The following is an 18,674-nucleotide window of genomic DNA, read 5'->3' as shown; positions in this document are numbered from 1 at the left end:
GGACAACGAGGAGAGGAAGGGGTGACCATGAAGAAGATCAGCACTTTGGCGACCGCGACATGTTGGGCCGCACTGATGGCCGTAGGCTCCAGTGCGACCGCGCACGCGCAGGCCGCGAGCGACACGGGCGGGCAGGCGGGGGGAGTGCCTTTAACCGCGCAGGCAACGACCGGTGCCGCTTCCTCCGACTCTCCGCCGGTGGCTGGGCAGGCGCAGGAACCTGCCGATCAGGCCGCGAACCCGGCGGCAGGTGAAAAGGGGGCGGCGGATATCGTCGTCACCGGCACCCGTGTGACCAGGGACGGCTATCAGGCCCCAACCCCGACGACTGTGATCACCGCGGACACCTTCCACCAGGCCGCGCAGGCTACGGTGGTCGACTACGTCAACACCTTGCCGGCCCTGTCGGGTTCGTCCACTCCCCGCAACACCGGTAGCGTCGTCGGCGGCGGCCTCGGCGGGGCGAACCTCCTCAATCTCCGGAACCTCGGCGTGAACCGGACGCTAGTCCTGCTGGACGGCAGGCGGGTGGTGAGCGCAGCGACGATAGGCGCCGTCGACGTCAACACGCTGCCGACCGCGTTGCTGTCGCGCGTGGACGTCGTCACGGGCGGCGCTTCCGCCGCCTGGGGTTCGGACGCCGTCGCTGGCGTGGTCAACTTCGTGCTCGACACGAAGTACACCGGCGTGAAGGGGGAGATCGAATCCGGCATCAGCCGATACGGCGATGCGCGACGTCTGCGCGCCAGTCTCAGCGGCGGCACGGATTTCGCCGGCGGGCGAGGCCACGTCATCGCGAGTGCCGAATACGTCAACAACGGCGAAGCCGGACGGGCCGGATCGCGGCCCTGGTTCCAGAGCTGGAAGGTCATCAACAATCCGGGCTTCGTCGCAGGCAACGGTCAGCCTCGCCGTCTGCTTTCGCCCAATGTCGGTCTATCGAGCGCGACCGACGGTGGCCTGATCACGGGCGGTCCGCTCCGCGGGACGCAGTTCCTGCCGGGTGGCGTTCCCGCACCATTCGACTTCGGTCGGGTCGCGGGGAACCAGAAGATTGGCGGAACGCCGAACGACGTCGCCCGCAACACGTCGCTGCTCGCACCACTGGAGTACGGGACCGCCTTCGTCCATGCGAACTACGACTTCAGCGAGGCTGCAAGCCTGTTCGTCGAGGGCACGTACGGCAAGAGCGTCTCCGACTACCCGTCCGTCGGATACTTCCGGTTCAACAACATCACGATCGCGCAGGGCAATCCGTTTCTGGATTCGGCCACGCGCGCGAGACTGGTCGGCGCTGGCCTGCCGTCGTTCGTGATGGGCCGAACCAACTACGACTTCGGCGAGCCGATGGCGCACAACGAACGGGAGGTCGTCCGCGGCGTGATCGGTCTGACCGGCAAGTCTGGCAGCTGGTCGTGGGATGCCTACTACCAGCACGGTGAGAGCAGGGTGCTGAACCTGGTGCGCAACGATCCGGTCGTCGCACGCTACAATCAGGCGATCGACGCCGTCACCGGCGCGAACGGCGCGATCGTGTGCCGGTCGACGCTGACGAACGCCGCCGATGGATGTGTGCCGCTCAATCCGTTCGGGGTCGGCTCGCCGTCGGCCGGGGCGATCAACTTCATCACCGGCACCGCCCGTCAGGCCATCACGTTGAAGCAGGACGTCGCCGCGGCAACGCTGCGCGGCGAGCCGTTCAGGCTCCCGGCAGGTCCCGTCTCGCTTGCCACGGGCGTCGAATACAGGCGTGAGGCCTTCCGTGCCACGGCCGACACGATCTCGCTGACCGACGGTTTCTGGCTGGGCAACTACAAACCCGCAGCCGGAAAATACGACGTGAAGGAGGGCTTCGTCGAACTGGTCGTACCGATCGTGAAGTCCGAGGGCATTCTTCGGTCCCTCGACCTGAACGGCGCGGCCCGCGTCACCCACTACAACACCAGCGGCACGGTCGTTACCTGGAAGGGGGGCGCGACGGCGAACATCGCCGATAGCATCCGACTGCGGGGGACCGCGTCACGCGACATCCGCGCGCCGAACCTCAACGACCTCTACCTGACCGGATCCGTCCAGAGCGTTCTGGTGAACGACACGAACGGGACGAGCTACTTCGCCATCCAGCGCCAGACCGGGAACCCGAGCCTGAGGCCGGAGAAGGCGCAGACCCTGTCCGGAGGCGTGGTTCTGAGCCCGCAGATCCTTCCCGGCTTCAACGTCTCCGTCGATTACTTCCACATTCGCATCAAGGACGCGATCGCGACGTTGACCATCCAGCAGATCGTGGACGGCTGCGGAGCGGGCACCACCCAGCTTTGTCCGTATATCACCCGCAGCAGCGCGGGTGCCATAACGCAGGTGATCGCGACCGGACTGAACCTCGCACAGGAAAGCACGTCGGGCGTCGATTTCGAAGGCAGCTATCGTCGGCGCCTGTCCGACCTCGGCATCGGGTCCGGCGACGGAACCGTGACCCTGCGCAGTCTCTTCACGTATGTGCACGATCGCGTGATCGCGCTGCCGGGGACCCGCATCGACTATGCGGGTGAGGTCGCGAACTACAGTCTGCCGCATTGGCGTGGTCTGGCGTCGGTCAACTATACGGACCGGACGTCGTCCCTATCGGTGGTCGGGCGCTACGTAGGTGGCGGCAAGATCAACAACGCCTGGGTGCAGGGCGTCGACATCGACAACAACAACGTGCCGAGCGTGTGGTATTTCGATACCAACGTCACGTTGAAGCTCCCGCCGGTCAACCACCGCGAGGCAGAGTTCTTCGTGTCCGTCGAGAACCTGTTCAACACCGCCCCCAGGATCTCGCCCAACACCACCCAGGTGTCCAACTACGGGGCGAATTCGACGGTCTACGATACGTTGGGCCGGCAGTTCCTCGCCGGGTTCCGCTTCAGGCTGTAACTCGGGCCGTGTGCCTGGCTTGGGAGACGTCGTCACCGGCACGTCGTTCCGAAGCTTGAGGGCGTGGATGGACAGGTCACTCCTTGGATCTGTCCATCCACGCGGCCGAACTGCTGCTCCGCAAAGCGCGCCGAGCCGCTGAGAAACGAGAGATAGAGCGAACATGACCCTATTAGACAATCTTCCCGTCATCGGCGCGGATGGACCGCTGGCAGCTACGAAGGCTTTCGAAGCGGACCTCCGTCCCTTCAAGGCCGACCTTGGCATCGGCGTCTACAAGGACGAGGCCGGGGCGACGCCGGTGATGCGCGCGGTGAAGGCCGCCGAGGCGCGTCTCGTGCGAGACCAGCGGTCCAAGAGCTACCTCGGGCTGGACGGCGACCAGCAGTTCGCAGACGAGGTCGGCAAGCTGGCAATCTCCAGATCCGACCTGCTCGAGCGCAGCACGTTCATGCAGACGCCGGGCGGAACCGGCGCCCTCAGGCTGGCGATGGAACTGATCGCCGCGCGCTCGCCGACCAGACGGATCATCGTCGGTGTTCCGGGTTGGGTCAATTACGGACCGATCTGCCGGGAGGTCGGGCTCGACGTGGTCGGCGTCGACACCTTCGATCTCGCCTCCCAGCGCTTCGAGTCGGAGGGCCTGCTTGCCGCGATCGAGACGGCGAAGCCTGGGGACGCCGTCCTGCTCCAGGTCTCCTGCCACAATCCCCACGGTGCCGACCCGACGCCCGCGCAGTGGCATGCCATCGCGACGGCGGTGGCCGAGCGTGGCGTGCTCCCCGTTCTCGACATGGCCTATCAGGGGTTCGGGTCGAGCCTGGAGGATGATGCCCGCCCGATCGAATGGATGCTCGAGCGCTCGCCTGAAGCGCTCATCGCAGTCACGTGCTCGAAGAACTTCAGCCTCTACCGGGAGCGGACGGGCGCACTCGGGATCGTCGGCGAGCAACGGAGCCACGTCATGGGAGCCCGGTCCCTTGCACTCAGCAAGGCGCGGATCTGCTGGTCGATGCCACCCGACCACGGGGCAGCCGTCGTACGTACGATATTGCAGGACGATCTTCTTCGTACCGATTGGGGACTCGAGCTGGAGTGGATGCGCCAGCGCGTGAATGACATGCGCGCGGCGCTCTCGGCGAGACTCGATGCATCGCGCTACGACTTCTCGACGCACAAGGGCATGTTCGCGCTGCTACCGCTGAAACGGCCATCGATCGAGCGCCTGCGCGTCGAGGACGGGATCTATGTATCTCCCGACGGGCGCATAAACGTCGCAGGCCTCAACGGCGAGAACGCCGCCCGCGTCCTGGATGCGCTGATACGCGAGATCGGAAAGTCGCGGGACTGAACCCGCGCATGCGAATCGCACCGGTCATCCGGCATCAAGGCTCGCGTCCCGATGCAGTGCGGACGGGCGCGAGCGGAATACGAAAGTTCGGAGAATGTCATGCCTGAACACCTGGGCCGTCGCATGATCGCCCGCCTCAAACTCCGGAAGAGCGTCGCGCAGGTGCAGCTCGAGGCCCAGACCAGCGAGCTCACACGTTCGCTGGGTCCTGCAAATCTGGTCTTTCTCGGGATCGGATGCATCATCGGTGCGGGCATCTTCGTTCGAACCGGCAACGCCGCCGCGCTTCACGCAGGTCCGGCCGTACTCATCAGCTTCCTCATCGCGGGCATCGTCTGCGGTCTGACGGGTCTATGCTATGCCGAGCTTTCGTCGACGCTTCCGGTTTCGGGATCCGCCTACACGTACTGCTACACGACGATAGGCGAATTCGCGGCGTGGCTCATGGGATCGCTGCTGCTGCTCGAGTATGGCCTAGCGGCCTCCGTGATATCGGTAGGGTGGTCGGGTTACGTCGTTTCCCTGCTCAACGACTTCGGCATACACATCCCGGTCGAACTCGCGGGCCCGATGGGACACGTCGCGCCCGACGGCACCGTGCAGGTGTTCAACCTTCCGGCGTTCGGGCTGTGCGCGGGAATGGCGTTCCTGCTGTTCCTGGGCGTCTCGAAATCGGCCAAGTTCAACAACGTGATCGTATCGATCAAGCTGACGGTCCTGATCGCCTTCATTCTGGTCGTCGGTTGGCACATCGCTCAGAACTTCGATACGCTGAAGCACAACTGGACCCCGTTCATCCCTGAACCGACTGGCCGCTACGGAGAGTTTGGATGGAGCGGGGTGCTTCGCGGCGCCTCGATCGTCTTCTTCGCCTACGTGGGGTTCGAGGCCGTATCGACGGCGGGACAGGAGGCGAAGAACCCCGAGCGGGACATGCCGATCGGCATCATCGGATCCCTCGTCGCGTGCACGATAATCTACATCCTCATATCGATCGTGCTGACCCTGATGGTGAACTACACCCATCTCAACACGCCCGATCCCATCGCGGTCGCCGTCGATGCGCTCGGACCCAAATGGCGCTGGTTCTCGATGCTCGTGAAGTCGGGTGCGATCATCGGTCTTACGTCCGTGGTCCTGATCCTGATGTACGGGCAGACGCGCGTCTTCTACACCATGGCACGCGACGGCCTCCTCCCGAGGATCTTCTCCTTCGTCCATCCGCGCTTCAAGAGCCCGAGCGTCAATACGGTGGTCGTGGGGCTGATCGTCTCGATCTCGGCTGGCTTCGCCGAGATAAACACGATGGGCGACATGACGTCCGTGGGAACGCTGACGGCATTCGCCATCGTATGCTCGACCGTGATCTGGCTTCGGCGAACGCATCCCGAGCTAACGCGGGGTTTTTCCGTGCCCTTCTATCCGGTCCTGCCCGTCCTCGGTATTCTTGCCTGCCTCTTCCTGATCATGACGGTCGAGGTCCACGTGCTGAAGATGCTCAGCTTGTACCTGGTCGGATCGACGGTCGTCTATTTCCTGTACGGCTTCCGTCATTCTGCCCTGGCGCGTGAGCGCGGCCTTTCCGGCGACGAGAGGTGACGCATGGTCCGTCAGGCGGCACTGGGGTCGTCGTAGTCCCGGGCGATGCCGTCGAGGACCGGGTCGCGACGCTGACCGGTGCTTCGGCGGCTGGTCCGCGTCTGCCGATACGGACCTGACGACATCTCGAAAGGGGCGACGGTTCGGGCGGCTTCCCACGTTCATCTCGTCAATGGCGTGTTTCGGATCGTCGTATCATGGTGCAAACCCTACGCCCGCCCCCGTGACGGCGCGCTCACCCGGTGAAGGAACGAAACCTGTGGCCATGGAAATCCGAGTGATGTTCGCCGCCGTCGCGTTGTTGGCGTCGACGACGGTGCGGGCGGAGAAGCCAACGGCCGCGCGTGCGGCGATCGACGCCTTTCTGGAGAAGGGGTATTCCGGTCTGGCCGCGTTGCGCGAGGACATACACGCCCATCCGGAATTGGGATTCCACGAGAAGCGCACGGCGTCGCTGCTCGCCGCGCGAATGCGGGCGCTCGGGTTCTCGGTCACCGAGGGGGTTGGTGGCACCGGCGTCGTTGCGATGCTGAAGAACGGTGAGGGACCTACGGCGATGATCCGTACGGAACTCGACGCTCTGCCGATGGAGGAGGCGACCGGGCTTCCGTACCAGAGCCGTGAACAGGCGCCATACAACGGCGGCACGACCTTCGTAGCCCATTCCTGCGGGCATGACACCCACATGGCGGCCTGGGTTGGGGCCGCGGGCGCTCTCGTGGCGAACAAGGCCCTTTGGCATGGAACGCTCATGTTCATAGCGCAGCCCTCCGAGGAGACGGTGGGCGGCGCGCGCAAGATGATTGCGGACGGGCTCTTCAGTCGCTTTCCGAAGCCCGACTACGGTTTCGCCGCTCACGTCGACAACGCCCCGACGGGTTCGGTGAAGGTGAAGGACGGCGCCGCGACCTCGAACAGCGATGCGGTGGTCATCGACTTCAAGGGGCGCGGCGGGCATGGATCGATGCCGAGCCTCACAATCGACCCCGTGGTCATGGCGGCCCACTTCGTCACTGACGTCCAGACGGTGATAAGTCGACAGAAGGATGCGAATTCGTTCGGCGTCATTACCGTCGGAAGCTTCCAGGCAGGAAGCGTCGGCAACATCATCCCCGACAGCGCGCATCTGAAGCTCACGTTGCGCTCGTTCACCCCCGATGTCCGCGAATTGCTGATCGCCGGCGTCGAGCGAACGGCAAACGCGGTGGCCGTGATGGGCGCTGCACCGGCACCCGACATCCGTTATCCAGGCGGTACCGGCGCGGTCGTCAACGACCACGCCCTCAGTGTCCGCGTCGCGGCGTATCTGACGGCGGCGAGTGGGGACAAGGTCGTCTTCGTGCCGTCGAACCTGCCAGGCTGGTCCGCCAGCGAGGATTTCTCGGCGTACATCGATGCTGGTGTTCCGTCGGTGTTCTTCTCGATCGGCGGCTATTCGCCTGCCCGCCTGGCGGAGTACGCCAAGCGGGGCGAGCCCGTACCCACCAACCACTCTCCATTGTTCGCGCCTGACGAGAAGCCGGCGATCATCACCAATGCGCGCACGCTCGCGCTGGCCGCGATGACGGTACTCGGCCGACCCGGATGAATTCGGTGAGAGCCGATGCTTGGACGAACGGGTCATAGCTGATTGCAATCGGTGCCGATCCTACGCGGTCGGCTGAAGCATGGTGATACGGATCGTAGGCGGGCGTGAACGATCGCCGCGCGGTGCGCTCCTCACCGGGCGAGCAGATATATCGTATGGTTCCGGAAGTCCCAGACCGTCTTGTACTGCTTCAGGAAGCCATAGCCGATCGTCAGGATGGTGTTCGACGTTATCCCGATCGGCTTGGCGGCGGCGAACGGCTCGTCGCTGACCTCCAATCCGCTGATGCCGGTCAGCCGCTGCCCGCCGATCGTCCACGAACCGAGATCGTAGCGTTGGCCATCGGCGTTTCGCGTGAGGATCTTCAGCCCCGACAGGCGTCGCTTTGTCGCGGCGTCGGCGTAGAGCGTGCCGTATTGGCCGGTGTCGAACGCGGCGACCGCGGCGACGCCGCCGATGCGGATGTCCACGAGCGGATGATTGGGTAGCTTGCCCAGTCGATACGGGATCGTGGCGACCACCTTTTCGCCAGCAAGGTACTGGCTCGGCGCTCCGTCATAGAACGTCGCCAGGCCGCGCCGATAATCCAGCTTCATCGCACGATCCCGCCAGAAGCCGTACCCGACCCAGCCGATGAAGTCCGGCGTGATGCCCTCCAGAAGTGTCGCGTCCTGCGTCTGCACATCCGTCGCCCTCGGATATGGGAGGGGACCGATGCGGATTCCGGTGACGATCGGCGTGAGCTTGGTGGCATACGTCTGTCCGCTACCGAAGAAGCCGGTGCCGATCGTGCGAGCGGTGGTCAGTGGGACGCGGTGGTCGTTCAGTGCCAGCGAGGTCTCCATGCCCGTGTCGAGCATCAGCTTGCCGTTGACGCCAGCCACTTCGCCTTCGATGAACGGGTATTCCCGCACCATGACGAAAGGCAGCGCGACGGTTCCGCTCGGCAGTCGGACTTCGGATGCGCGCGCGGACTTGGGAATGGAGGGCACCTGCGCGTGCAGGGCGATCCCGCTGATCGCGAGACACGCGATCGTGGCGAGCGTCGCTTTTGACAATCGGGTGCGCGTCCGACCACCGCCGTGATTCTGACAGGACGGCGTCGAGTGCATTGTCAAATCTCCGTGACCGCGTCGGCGCTGGATTCCCGATCGACCCTCCGCCGTCAAGACGTCATACTGGCTTGATTGCAGAGCGCAGGCGCTTCTGTTCGACGGTCGTCGGTCGGGTGGGTACGCGCGGGGTTTGGTCGCGTTCCGACAACCAGATCTTGCGTTTGGCGCGCCCATGGTCTCGGCCGGAGTGCCGATGCCCGTGGGGGGACATGAAAATAGCTCGTTCGCGTTCCCGGTTCGGTTCCGATCCAACACCTAGATCGCCGACACCAGTTTCAATTGCGGTCGTGACCGAGCGGGGGCCGTTGCCGCCGGCTTGCGCTCCGAAACCGGACCGGATCTGACGGGCGTCGCGAAGGGAAGCCATGGGATCTGGTCCAGCGTCGTCTGCGTCGCGACGCCAAGCCGTTTGGAGATCTCGGCAGGCATCAGGGTCAGCGTCTCCCAATGTGATCGCACGCGGATGGAAGTGCTCGGTCCCCACGACTGACCGTCGAACGACATCGCGTCGCCTCGGATTGATCGAGGCCGAAGGCACCGGGGAAGGCGCGGTACGATGTCGGAAACCGGACGGTTGAGGGTGCCGGCGATGTGCAGCGAGGATCGGATCTTCCCGGTGATCTGCAGTTGCAGCGCACCGTCCATCTCCAGGTAGCTGCCGCCAGGGAAATGGAGACACAGTTCGACGAGTCCGTCGCGATCGGTCACCACTCCGTTCGCGCCGTCGAAGCCGGTACGAAGGCGCATGACCGGTTTGCGGCGGAACTGGATCAGCAGCCGTCCGCGGTCGGCCATCTGCCCCTGGAGGAGGTCATGGAACTCGGCGCCGGTCATGCCCGCGAGTCTGTAGGCCTCGGCGACGGTCCCGCTGACGACTGTGAGGCAGGGCTCCGCACCGAAGATGCTGCGGAGCTCGCGGGTGCGGTCGCGGATGTCCGCGAGATCATGCGCTTGGTTCGAATACATGGGCAATGTCCTTTCCTGGGTGCCGTCGGAGCGCTTGTGCTCCGTCGACGGCGGGTCAAAACGTGGATTGTATTGGTTTGGAAAAGCGTTCGGCAGCGATCCGACAGGGCTCGCGAGCCTTGTCGGATCCTGGCCCTGTCGATCAGGCCGATATCATCACCGACGCGCCACGCGTCGGTACGAAGCTGCGGCTCGCGGCCAGACGCGCGATCCGAGCGGACGCCCTGACCGCGCCACGCGTGAGGTCCTTCACCGGCTTGCCGGGACGGGCCTCGAAGCGCGCGCCGTCATCCGACACGGCGAAGTGGCCATCGAACTGGTCCGGCCCGACGACGACCACCCGCTTGCCGTTCACCGGAGCCCAGAGCCTGCACTGGATGAAGAGATCGAGATCGTCGCCGCGGGCGATCGTGTCTGGATCCTCGGCCGGCCTCATCAACCAGACATCCTTGAGGCTGGGGGCGGGCTGAATCGTGTCGTAGATCAGCGTCAGGATCGTCTGCCTGGTCGAGCGCACCTCGTCCTTCATCGCGAGGAAAATGGTGCGGTTCACCCCCGACATCGTCCGCAGGGAAAAGCCACGGGTTCCGTTGCCCGGCGCGATGAGGGCGACCGCCGCGTGGTGGATCGAATGAAGGGCCTGGATTTCATCGTCTTGATGCATTTCTGAAAAGCCTTGCTGATGGACAGCGGCGGCAAGGAAGAATTTTCCTCACTTCACCGCTTTTCGATTTGAAGGCACCACAGTGCTGTCGCGCTGCAGCGCTCTTGAACACCTCGCGCGCGCACGCGCGGGTCCTGACACGGACCTCCCGAATGAAGGTACATGATGGGATTCATGAGTGGAGGGGAAAAGCCGCGTGCGCGCGGCCGATCTTAATCAGATTTTAGGAATTCACCGCTTAGGCTCCGCCTGGGGCGAAGTTCGGAGTTTGTATGCATTTTCCCCTCTATCTACCGTATCACTTCAATAACATCTGTTGAATCGCGCGTGCGCGCGCAGGAAAGGGGGATGGCGCCTGCAGGCGCCCGCCGGCGGAACCGTCGAGACGGGACAGGACCGCGGGCGATGGCCTCAGGCCGCCCGACGGTCGGTGCTGGCGGCCATCCCTGCGAGCATCTCGGCCGTGACCGCCCGTTCGGCGTGCCGAAGGCGCGTCCGGGCGCGGGCAATGCCGTCACCGAGGTACTGCGTGGGCCGCTGAGCGATCGAGAAGAGTTCGATGCCATCATAGCCGAAGCAGACGTTGAGGCGTCGCGGCATGATCAGGAGCGGACCGCCGTCTTCCGGTGCCCACAGAGCGCAGTCCGTCCAGCGGAAGATGACACCCTCGCGTTCGGAGAACAGCACGACGTTCTGTGGACCGTCCTGCGGGCGGGTCTTGGAGAACTCCAGATAGATGAGGTCACCTCGGCACTGCGCGCAGATCGCCGCGGTTCGATCGAGGTCCGAGGGCTCCATTGGATGGCCGCCCGCCATCAACACCGATACGCCATCGTTGGCGTATTCCGGGTCCGGTGCCTGGTACAGCAGAGCCTGCGCGGCGATGAGGAAGCGATCGATCTTGTCTTGGGCCTGGACTGTCATTTACATTTCCTTCGATGATTTCGATTTTCCAAACAACTGTCTGGACACATCAAGATCTACTGAATGGAAACCTCTGAAACCGTGACGGTTTTTCCAGCGAACGGTCCTCAAGGGTGTAAGCGGCAGCGCATTCACGCGTCCCGACGAGTTGCCTGTATGGCATGACGTCCGCGGCCCCTTTTCGAAGGCGATGCCGGGTCGGCGGATGGTCGTTTCAGGGTGATCGCCTGATCGAACGGTCCGCGAGAGGCGCGTCTTCGACACCGACCGTCCGCCATGGTCAGGTCTTGACCGCGCACACCATCGTGGCGGCGGCAGGCATGTCCGAGCGTCGAGATTGCCCCCTCCGCGGGTGTGTCGATCGGAGGCCGGGCTGGCGAGGCAGGGACGTTGCCGACCGCCTCGACGAAAGGTGCACGGCGATGGGATGGCATGGCGGCCAAAGGGGCGAACGACGGGAGACGGCATCGGGCGATGTCCGGCGCGGCCGAATGGCCCCGTCACACGGCGCTGATCTCATGAAGTTTGAACGCATCGGTCCCGATCGCGGCGTGTGCGATCTCCACGAGGTGTTCGTGGTGGGTAAAGACGATGACCTGCGTCGAAGTCGACAGGTCGCTCATCTGCCGGAGCAGCCTTGCCGATCGGGCGTCATCCGCAGTGATGAAGAGATCGTCGCAGACCAGCGGCATCGAATGGTCCGCAGCCTTCTCCTCGATCGCCGCCAGACGCAACGCGAGGAAGAGCTGGTCGCGCGTTCCTTCGCTCATTTCTGCTACGCCGCACCTTTCTCCTCCTGCGCGCTCGGCTACGATCACCGGCTCGTCGCCCCTGCTCCAGTCGAGGGCGAGGCGGCTGAACCGGCCATCCGTCACGTTCGTCAGGATCGAACCCGCCCGCGCAAGCAGTGGCGCTTGCTTGGTCTCCCTGTGCCGGTTGATCGCCCACCTTAGCATGGTGGCGGCCGACTTCGCGCGGATGTACCGGGCGCTCATGTCCACGATCGTGGCACGCGCGGTCTCGGCGGCCTGTGCGGCCGCGGCTGCCTCCGATCCGCTCGATGCGTCCCGCTCGTCGGTCTTTGCAGCCGCCAGATCGGCCGAGAGGACGCTGATCACGCCGATCATCTCCTGTTGGTCACGTTTCACGTCGCCAAGTTCACGGGACGTCTCCTCGATCGTCGACTGGGCGATCTCCGCGCGCAGCTCCTCCTCGGATCCGCCGTCCGTCGCGTCCGTCAGATCGTCCCTCAGAGCCGCTATCTCGGAGACCAGCCTCGACTGGGTGGCGCGCCTATCGATGACGGTTTCGAGCGCCTGCGCGTCGGTGACGTCGGCCGCTTCCATGAGGCCATCGAGCCGGGACTGGATGGCCGCCCGCGACGCTTCCAGCGATGCGATCTGCGCAATTGCCCCAGCGCGTGCCGCCGTCAGGCGAGCTCGATCACGCTCCACATGCTTCGCTCCTTCGTATTCCGCACGCAGAGCCGTCAGATCCGCCCTGCCGTCGGTGACCCGCGATGTCGCCGTCTCCAGGCTTTCGACGTCATTCTCGAAGATCGCGATCGACCGTCTGAGGTTGTGCAGACGCTGCGTCGCCTCCTGGTCCACCGCATCGCGGTTGGCGATGGCGTCGAGCGCCTCCACCGCCTTGTTCGCGGCCGACAGGGTCTCGCGGCCGAGCCCAAGGGAAGCGAGCAGGTCCTGGACGACGACGGCGGCGCGATCGCGATCCTTCACCGCTCCAGCCAGTTCCGCATCGGCGTCCGCCAAGGCGCGCTTCGCGTCGATGGACCGGGTGGTGGCGAGCAACGCGTCGTCCCGCAACTGTTCCAGTCGGACGAGGCATGTCGAAGCGATGCTGATCGCGGCATCCAGGTCGAGGGGGAGATCGGTTCCCTGACCCCAGACGCGTAGAGCGGCGAGGACCGCTTCGCGATGGCGCTCGACCTCGAAGTCGTAGGCTGCCGCTGCTCGACCATGATCGGCAAGTGCGTCCGACGCCTCGATGGACTGAATGCGCGCGTCGAGCCACGCCGCCACCTGCTGCGGCGGGATGCGCGACGTGAATCCTGCAGCGCGCCATACGGCCTTCCATTCGATATCGGCCGCGACCTCTGCGGCCTGAAGACGCGCAGCTTCGTCGGGTACGTCGTTGAGAACGGTCTGCGCTCGCTCGATCTCGGCGAGAGTCCGGGCGTATTCACCGATCCTGGCAGCCTCCGCTTCGCGACGATCGGCGAGTTCGTCGGCCGACCGGACATTCGCCTTCGTGGTGGCCAGCATGTCGGCCCTATCGCCGTTCGCGTCGGCGAGCCTGACGATGGCCATGTCGCGTGCAGACCGCGCTTCGTGGAGAATCTGCGGGGTCGGCGGCTCCCGGTCGAGATTGCTCAGGCGTACAAGTTCGCCCCGGGCGTCGGCGAGCGCGGAACGGGCATCCGCAGCCTGCGTGTCCTGACGCAGGCGACGTTCCGCGAGTTGCGCGAGGCGGGTACGATGATGGTCGAGAACGTCCGTCGACGGGGTCGCGGCCAGTGCCAGTTGCTCCGGAGTCCCGGTCCAAGGTGCCAGTTGGGCGAACGCGCGGCTTGCCCGCATCGTGCTGGTTTCGATGTTGAGCGCGTGTTGCGCCTTCATGCGGAGACTGTCGCGAGGAACGGATCCAAGCGTGGCGCGCAATGGTGCGATGGTCGAGACGTCAGGAACGTCTGCGGCGTCCTTCTCGGCGATCGTGGCCTTGTTCCGAGCGCCAAGTACCGTGTTCTCGAGTCGCCGCACGGACTGCTCCGCGAGACGCAGCGTCTCAACGGCCCTGCGAGCGTGCGCACGGGACGCCGCCGGGGGGACGGTCGTCGTCGAGGGAAGTCCTGCATCCTCAAGGACGCGACGCCGATCCCGCAGCGCATCCTCAACGCGCCGCTCCGCTGAGGGAAGTTCCGCGACATCGGCACGATGGAGCGCGGTGGCGTCAGCTAACCGGACGATTTCCGCGCCGTGGTCCAGGAGAACGCTTCGCGGAGCGAGATTGGCCATGTCGCTCTCGCATGACGCTACCGTCTTGCGGCGGTCGGCGATGCCGAAGCCGGTTTCCGCCAACGTGCCGCGCGCTTCCCTGAGCGTCTCAGCGGCGTCGGCGGGCAGCGCAGGGATCGGACCCAGTCGCTCGAGTTCCTCGATGCGGCCGTCCATCTTCGTCACTATCAGCCGAGCCCTCTGCATCCGCTCCAGCACGGAACGGCGACTTTCGAGCGACGTCGTCCGTTTTACTGCCGCCGCGAGATCCTCCTCCGCCGACGCGACGCGGGCGGCGATCGCCTTCCAACGGGTTGGCGAGATCGCCGCCGTCCGCATGGATGCCAGGCTGATCTCGCGTTCCCTCAGCGCCAGGTTCAGGGGCTTGTTCCTTGCGGTGCCGGCGAAGATCGCGGATGCCTCGTTCTCCAACCCGCTGAGGATCGCGCTCACCCCGCTGAGACCTGTGCCCGCTTCGAAGAGGACGCGCGCGACGTCTTCCCTGCCACTGAGCATGTTGAGCCCCCCGGCACGAAGGCGTTCGTGGTTGAGTCCGAACATCCGGTCGAAACCGACGCGATCGAGGCCGCCGAGAAACGGTGCCAACGAGGAGTCCGCCAACGGTTCCTCGCCCGGCGTCAGCAGCGAGCCGGTCCGTGCCTTCCGGCGGCGGAAGCCGAGGGCCTTGCCGTCATGCTCGACGACGCCTCCCAGACGTAGTTCGCCGTAAGGGTGGCGGAATGCGAACGCTGGCCGTTCACCCATCCCCCAGAGCAGATCACCGATGGCCGCCAGAGCCGTCGACTTGCCAGCTTCGTTGGCGCCGACGATGATGTGAAGATCGGTGTCGCCGTCACCGAAATCGAATGTTCGATCCGTGAAGGCGCCGTATTTCGCGATTTCGAGACGTCGCAGCCTCATGGCCGTTCTCCTGGCATTCGAGACCCGATCGCTTCGGTGGCGGCCTTCGCCAGCAGAGCCCAATCGGCCTTTTGAAGAGCCACTAGCAGCGGATCCTCCTCATCCAGCCTGGCGGGCAGTTTGTCGGCCAGAGGCTGCAGCGCCGCCTGCACCGCGGCGAGCGCAGTCTCGTCTTCGGCACTGCCGTCGATCAGGTCGGCGATCTCCTTCGGAAGAGCGACGGACATCGAACGGTTCGCCTTGTGCCGTACCTTCTCGAGCCAGACGGCGTCGGCGGCCTGAGCTGCGATTGCACGGAAGTCTGTGTCCACGACGTCCATCGTCCTGCCGAGCTCGTCGGCGTCCGCGTCCCGTGCCTCGATGAGGACGCGAACGATCATGGGCCTGCCTTCGGCCTGTGCGGCGAGCTCGTCGAGTCTTGCCCGGAAGACGTCGCGCAGGTTGGCCAGTTCACCGGTTGGCACCACGATGTCCATCCGCGCCCATCGGACGTCGTCGAGCTGAACATGGCGGAGACCGATCACCGTCCTGTCCTCGACCTCGACGAGTACGGCGCCCTTCGGCCCCGTTTCGCGAGCGTGCCTGCCTTGCAGATTGCCGGGATAGACGACGTGGGGATGCTCGCTGTGCACGACGTGGTCGTGCACATGACCGAGCGCCCAGTAGTCGTGCCCACTCGTGCGCAGTTCCACGAGTCTGCAGGGCGCGTAGGGAGCGTGCTCGTGACCGCCTTCAAGGGCGGTATGCAGCATCGCGATGTTGAACATGCCCGGTGTCGGCGGCACGTATTCTGAAGCGAGGTTGTCGAGCACGGCGGCGGTCTTGAAGGAGCGCCCCTGGATGGCGACGCCGAGATTCTCCATGACGACGACTTCGCCAGCCTTGCTCCCGAAGAAGTGGACGTTTGCAGGTATGGGCAGGTCGATCGTCAGTTTGCTTTCGGCGTCGTGGTTGCCGAGGATCACGAACGTCCGGATGCCTGCGCGGCCCAATCGTGCGAACTGCTGCATGGCGAATATTCCGGTCCGCATGTCCTTCCAGGTACCGTCGTAGAGGTCGCCCGAGACTACGACGAAGTCCACCTTCTCGTCGGTCGCGAACTGGACGAGATTCCTCAGTGCCTCGCGGGTGGCGGCACGGATGCGATCGACGGGAGCGTCGGTGCGCGAACCCAGACCGACGAGCGGACTGTCGAGATGGATATCGGCGGCGTGCAGAAACCTGAAGCGGGACATTTCATTCTCCGGCCGGTTGAAACCATGGTGTGCAGGCATTCCTCGCGACCGACCCGACGAAGTGAGACCGACGCGGGTCGGAACGTCGGCGGTCGCGAACGACCGGTTGCCAGATCAGCCCGAACTCATCCTTCGCGGCGTGGTGGGCGGCAGGATCGTGTCGCTGGCGAACCCGAGAAGCTCGTTCACGGTCTTGGCATCGGCACTGAACACGACCTCGCGACCGTTCCGGACTGATTTCACCAGGCCTGCCCGGTTGAGTATCGCCAGATGCGTCGACATCGTGTTCGGCGGAATGTCGAGTGAGATCGCTATGTCGCTCGCACGGACCCCGTCGCCGTTCCGATCGACGAGTAGCTGTAACGTGCGCAACCGCGTTGCCTGGGCGAGAGCTGAGAAGGCGATGACGGCACGATCTATTTCCATGGTTCGAGAATATAGGGTGAATCGAGCGTTTTCAATGCGCGCCCCGCCGGACGGGTAATTAATTCGACGATTCGAGATTGGTTGAAATATCGATCGGGTTGCCCATCTGGCCTCTGCGGCCGTGATTCTCCTGATGGGGCGCCGGCGGGTCGCGGGAGATGACGCATGAGGGACGAGGATCCTCCGGAGCGCCGCGGGGCCGAGTACGAACGGCGGATCAATATCGAACTGATGGCCGCCCGGAGGTGTTATGACACCGCCAGGCTTCGTCTGTTCGATGCCCATCTGCGTTCCGTCATCAAGAGCGTTTCACCGTTGACCGTCGATGCGCTGACGGCGGAGGGTCTTGGGATCGAGGAGGTTGTCGCGCGTCTCCGGGCCCCGACGAACTGGCCCTCATTGTCGTTGCTGGTTCACGACACGTTTCGTCCGACGGATTATGATTCTCTCGCACTGATGCAACACCGCGGCATGGAGGCGGAAAGACGTTTCGAACGTCGGCATCGGTCCGGCGCCGGGTACGTGTTGCGAGAGGCAGGCCGGGCTGGCGGAGGTCTGGGCTTCCGCGTGTGCGGCGACGGTCTGGAGATCGCGATGCTGTGCGAAGACTATCTACTGACGACGGCGGGGGGGAAGGGGCGTTTGCTGATCTTCGGCACGCTACCTTCGACCATCGGGGTGGCGATGCTAGGCCGGCCGGTCGCCGATTTGATCGATCACCCGCTCCTGACGGGGCGTCGATACCTCGTGAAGCGCGTATCACAGAACGTTGCGACCGGATCGTCATTCATCGTCTTCGACACCGGAAGGCAACAGGTAGCGCTGGGAGGCTAGTCGTCGGAGGCTGCTTCGACATCGTCTCGGAGCGTCTCCCCGATGGGACAGGTTAGTAGGGTCTTAATACTAGCGCCTCTACTACCGCGTACGGTTAGCGGAGATGTCGGTTGGCGAAGAAGGCAGTTACTGGATTCTCCCTCTCGCGAACGGTGAAGGTCGTCGGACGGCGCAAGGACGCCGCGGACGGTCGGGCGGATCTCATCGTCGAGATCGACGGTAGATCGACCACCACCGTTTACAACCAGGCCACGCATCAGGAGGCGATCTACGTCGCGACCGTCAAGGCGATGCGACGGGCGAACAACGATGGCGTTACGGATCTGACGATCCAGAGTGCCAACAACTTGGTCGAAGGCCACGTCGAACTAGATTGGCGATCGCGCGAGGAGCGGCTGACGACGTTTCGAAGCGATGTCACCGCCTTGAAGGCCGAATTCGACTCGGTGAAATGGATCTGAAGGATCCGGATTATCCGCGAAGTTCGCCAGCCGGTCTGCGTACCAGTTCAATCCACAGTTCCAGCGTGTCGGCTTCAAGAAGCTTGATGCGGGAGGATGTCCACCGTTCCGCACGGTAGTCGACATGCCAGGTCAGGGTGTCGGCGACATCGAAGGCCGTAAGCGGCGCCATGCCGTCGATGGACAGGGCCGCGATCATCTTGCCATGTGCCGGATCGAAGTAGCGGACATGTCGGATTCCGATGGGAAGAACGATCGCTCGCAACGCCGTTTCGTTCTCTAGGTCCGCCCAAATCGCGACCTCGCGTATGGCGGCGATGACGGGCTGAACGTCCTCAAGTCTTGGGGGGTCACCGGGGACGCCGGCGAATGTGCCCAGGCTCATGATTTCCTTAGACATGCATTTTCCTACCATATGTTACGGACGTCCAAGCCTGCTCGAATGCTTCATCAATTCGTCTGCAAACACCGCCGTTTCGCTCGCTGCGGCCGATCTGGATTGGCTCGGCCAGTTCGCGCGCAAGTCGACCGCGCCGACGTACGTCTCCAGCAGGGCACGCCCGGTGTCACGCGTCGGGTAGCTCGCCGCCGTCACGCCCGGCGGCTGTTGGCGGCGGTCAGTTTGGGTCCTCGGAACCCGGGTCTAGCGGTACTTGAACT

15 protein-coding genes are annotated in these 18,674 nt (G+C 64.4%); 7 read left to right on the top strand and 8 right to left on the bottom strand.

Features of this window, described 5'->3' with window-relative positions; all coding sequences use genetic code 11:
* The first annotated feature begins 27 nt into the window (after positions 1–27).
* The 4 genes from U1763_RS02645 (at position 28) to U1763_RS02630 (ending at position 7,454) form a co-directional block, all read left to right on the top strand.
* The gene (locus tag U1763_RS02645; protein ID WP_332753980.1) at positions 28–2,916 is read left to right on the top strand and encodes a TonB-dependent receptor domain-containing protein; all 2,889 of its coding nucleotides are present in this window, start codon (positions 28–30) and stop codon (positions 2,914–2,916) included.
* A 163-nt stretch (positions 2,917–3,079) separates the two neighbouring features.
* Positions 3,080–4,267 carry an aromatic amino acid transaminase gene (locus U1763_RS02640; protein WP_332753979.1) on the top strand — a complete coding sequence of 396 codons (1,188 nt, stop codon included), beginning with the start codon at positions 3,080–3,082 and terminating at the stop codon, positions 4,265–4,267.
* A gap of 99 nt (positions 4,268–4,366) precedes the next feature.
* Positions 4,367–5,866 carry an amino acid permease gene (locus tag U1763_RS02635; RefSeq protein ID WP_332753978.1) on the top strand — a complete coding sequence of 500 codons (1,500 nt, stop codon included), beginning with the start codon at positions 4,367–4,369 and terminating at the stop codon, positions 5,864–5,866.
* Positions 5,867–6,131: 265 nt separating this feature from the next.
* On the top strand, positions 6,132–7,454 hold the full coding sequence (locus U1763_RS02630; RefSeq protein WP_332754399.1) for an amidohydrolase: 1,323 nt from the start codon (positions 6,132–6,134) through the stop codon (positions 7,452–7,454).
* A 131-nt stretch (positions 7,455–7,585) separates the two neighbouring features.
* On the opposite strand, the gene U1763_RS02625 is transcribed toward U1763_RS02630, so the two are convergent.
* The 7 genes from U1763_RS02625 to U1763_RS02595 form a co-directional block, all read right to left on the bottom strand.
* Positions 7,586–8,512 carry a hypothetical protein gene (locus U1763_RS02625; protein ID WP_332753977.1) on the bottom strand — a complete coding sequence of 309 codons (927 nt, stop codon included), beginning with the start codon at positions 8,510–8,512 and terminating at the stop codon, positions 7,586–7,588.
* Positions 8,513–8,824: 312 nt separating this feature from the next.
* Positions 8,825–9,535, bottom strand: coding sequence for a hypothetical protein (locus U1763_RS02620; protein ID WP_332753976.1), 711 nt, complete (start codon positions 9,533–9,535; stop codon positions 8,825–8,827).
* A 142-nt stretch (positions 9,536–9,677) separates the two neighbouring features.
* On the bottom strand, positions 9,678–10,199 hold the full coding sequence (locus tag U1763_RS02615; protein ID WP_332753975.1) for a hypothetical protein: 522 nt from the start codon (positions 10,197–10,199) through the stop codon (positions 9,678–9,680).
* A gap of 411 nt (positions 10,200–10,610) precedes the next feature.
* Complete coding sequence (locus U1763_RS02610; RefSeq protein ID WP_332753974.1) at positions 10,611–11,123, bottom strand: hypothetical protein; 513 nt, start codon at positions 11,121–11,123, stop codon at positions 10,611–10,613.
* Between the two features lie 500 nt (positions 11,124–11,623).
* Positions 11,624–15,058 (bottom strand): AAA family ATPase, encoded by a 3,435-nt coding sequence (locus U1763_RS02605; protein ID WP_332753973.1) that lies wholly within the window; start codon positions 15,056–15,058, stop codon positions 11,624–11,626.
* On the bottom strand, positions 15,055–16,293 hold the full coding sequence (locus U1763_RS02600; protein WP_332753972.1) for a metallophosphoesterase family protein: 1,239 nt from the start codon (positions 16,291–16,293) through the stop codon (positions 15,055–15,057). The genes U1763_RS02605 and U1763_RS02600 overlap by 4 nt, the downstream gene beginning before the upstream one ends.
* Positions 16,294–16,407: 114 nt before the next feature.
* Positions 16,408–16,719: an ArsR/SmtB family transcription factor gene (locus U1763_RS02595; RefSeq protein WP_332753971.1), complete on the bottom strand. Its 312-nt coding sequence runs from the start codon at positions 16,717–16,719 to the stop codon at positions 16,408–16,410.
* A gap of 165 nt (positions 16,720–16,884) precedes the next feature.
* On the opposite strand from U1763_RS02595, the gene U1763_RS02590 reads away from it, so the two are divergent.
* Positions 16,885–17,553, top strand: coding sequence for a hypothetical protein (locus U1763_RS02590; protein ID WP_332753970.1), 669 nt, complete (start codon positions 16,885–16,887; stop codon positions 17,551–17,553).
* 152 nt (positions 17,554–17,705) lie between these two features.
* Positions 17,706–18,014: a hypothetical protein gene (locus U1763_RS02585; protein WP_332753969.1), complete on the top strand. Its 309-nt coding sequence runs from the start codon at positions 17,706–17,708 to the stop codon at positions 18,012–18,014.
* A 10-nt stretch (positions 18,015–18,024) separates the two neighbouring features.
* Here the strand turns inward: U1763_RS02585 and U1763_RS02580 are convergent, their stop codons facing one another.
* Positions 18,025–18,414 carry a hypothetical protein gene (locus U1763_RS02580; protein ID WP_332753968.1) on the bottom strand — a complete coding sequence of 130 codons (390 nt, stop codon included), beginning with the start codon at positions 18,412–18,414 and terminating at the stop codon, positions 18,025–18,027.
* On the opposite strand from U1763_RS02580, the gene U1763_RS02575 reads away from it, so the two are divergent.
* On the top strand, positions 18,413–18,595 hold the full coding sequence (locus U1763_RS02575; protein ID WP_332753967.1) for a hypothetical protein: 183 nt from the start codon (positions 18,413–18,415) through the stop codon (positions 18,593–18,595). The genes U1763_RS02580 and U1763_RS02575 overlap by 2 nt on opposite strands.
* The last annotated feature ends 79 nt before the right edge of the window (positions 18,596–18,674 follow it).

Origin of the sequence: Sphingomonas sorbitolis, from assembly GCF_036663875.1 — a bacterium.
Lineage (GTDB): Bacteria > Pseudomonadota > Alphaproteobacteria > Sphingomonadales > Sphingomonadaceae > Sphingomonas.
The sequence above is the reverse complement of the archived record's forward strand: the minus strand, read 5'-3'. Positions and strand labels throughout refer to the sequence as shown.

Coding starts and splice junctions, on each gene's coding strand:
- U1763_RS02645 (WP_332753980.1), top strand. CDS start 28: ATGAAGAAGATCAGCACTTTGGCGACCGCGACATGTTGGGCCGCACTG.
- U1763_RS02640 (WP_332753979.1), top strand. CDS start 3,080: ATGACCCTATTAGACAATCTTCCCGTCATCGGCGCGGATGGACCGCTG.
- U1763_RS02635 (WP_332753978.1), top strand. CDS start 4,367: ATGCCTGAACACCTGGGCCGTCGCATGATCGCCCGCCTCAAACTCCGG.
- U1763_RS02630 (WP_332754399.1), top strand. CDS start 6,132: ATGGAAATCCGAGTGATGTTCGCCGCCGTCGCGTTGTTGGCGTCGACG.
- U1763_RS02620 (WP_332753976.1), bottom strand. CDS start 9,535: ATGTATTCGAACCAAGCGCATGATCTCGCGGACATCCGCGACCGCACC.
- U1763_RS02615 (WP_332753975.1), bottom strand. CDS start 10,199: ATGCATCAAGACGATGAAATCCAGGCCCTTCATTCGATCCACCACGCG.
- U1763_RS02610 (WP_332753974.1), bottom strand. CDS start 11,123: ATGACAGTCCAGGCCCAAGACAAGATCGATCGCTTCCTCATCGCCGCG.
- U1763_RS02605 (WP_332753973.1), bottom strand. CDS start 15,058: ATGAGGCTGCGACGTCTCGAAATCGCGAAATACGGCGCCTTCACGGAT.
- U1763_RS02600 (WP_332753972.1), bottom strand. CDS start 16,293: ATGTCCCGCTTCAGGTTTCTGCACGCCGCCGATATCCATCTCGACAGT.
- U1763_RS02595 (WP_332753971.1), bottom strand. CDS start 16,719: ATGGAAATAGATCGTGCCGTCATCGCCTTCTCAGCTCTCGCCCAGGCA.
- U1763_RS02590 (WP_332753970.1), top strand. CDS start 16,885: ATGAGGGACGAGGATCCTCCGGAGCGCCGCGGGGCCGAGTACGAACGG.
- U1763_RS02575 (WP_332753967.1), top strand. CDS start 18,413: ATGCATTTTCCTACCATATGTTACGGACGTCCAAGCCTGCTCGAATGC.
- U1763_RS02580 (WP_332753968.1), bottom strand. CDS start 18,414: ATGTCTAAGGAAATCATGAGCCTGGGCACATTCGCCGGCGTCCCCGGT.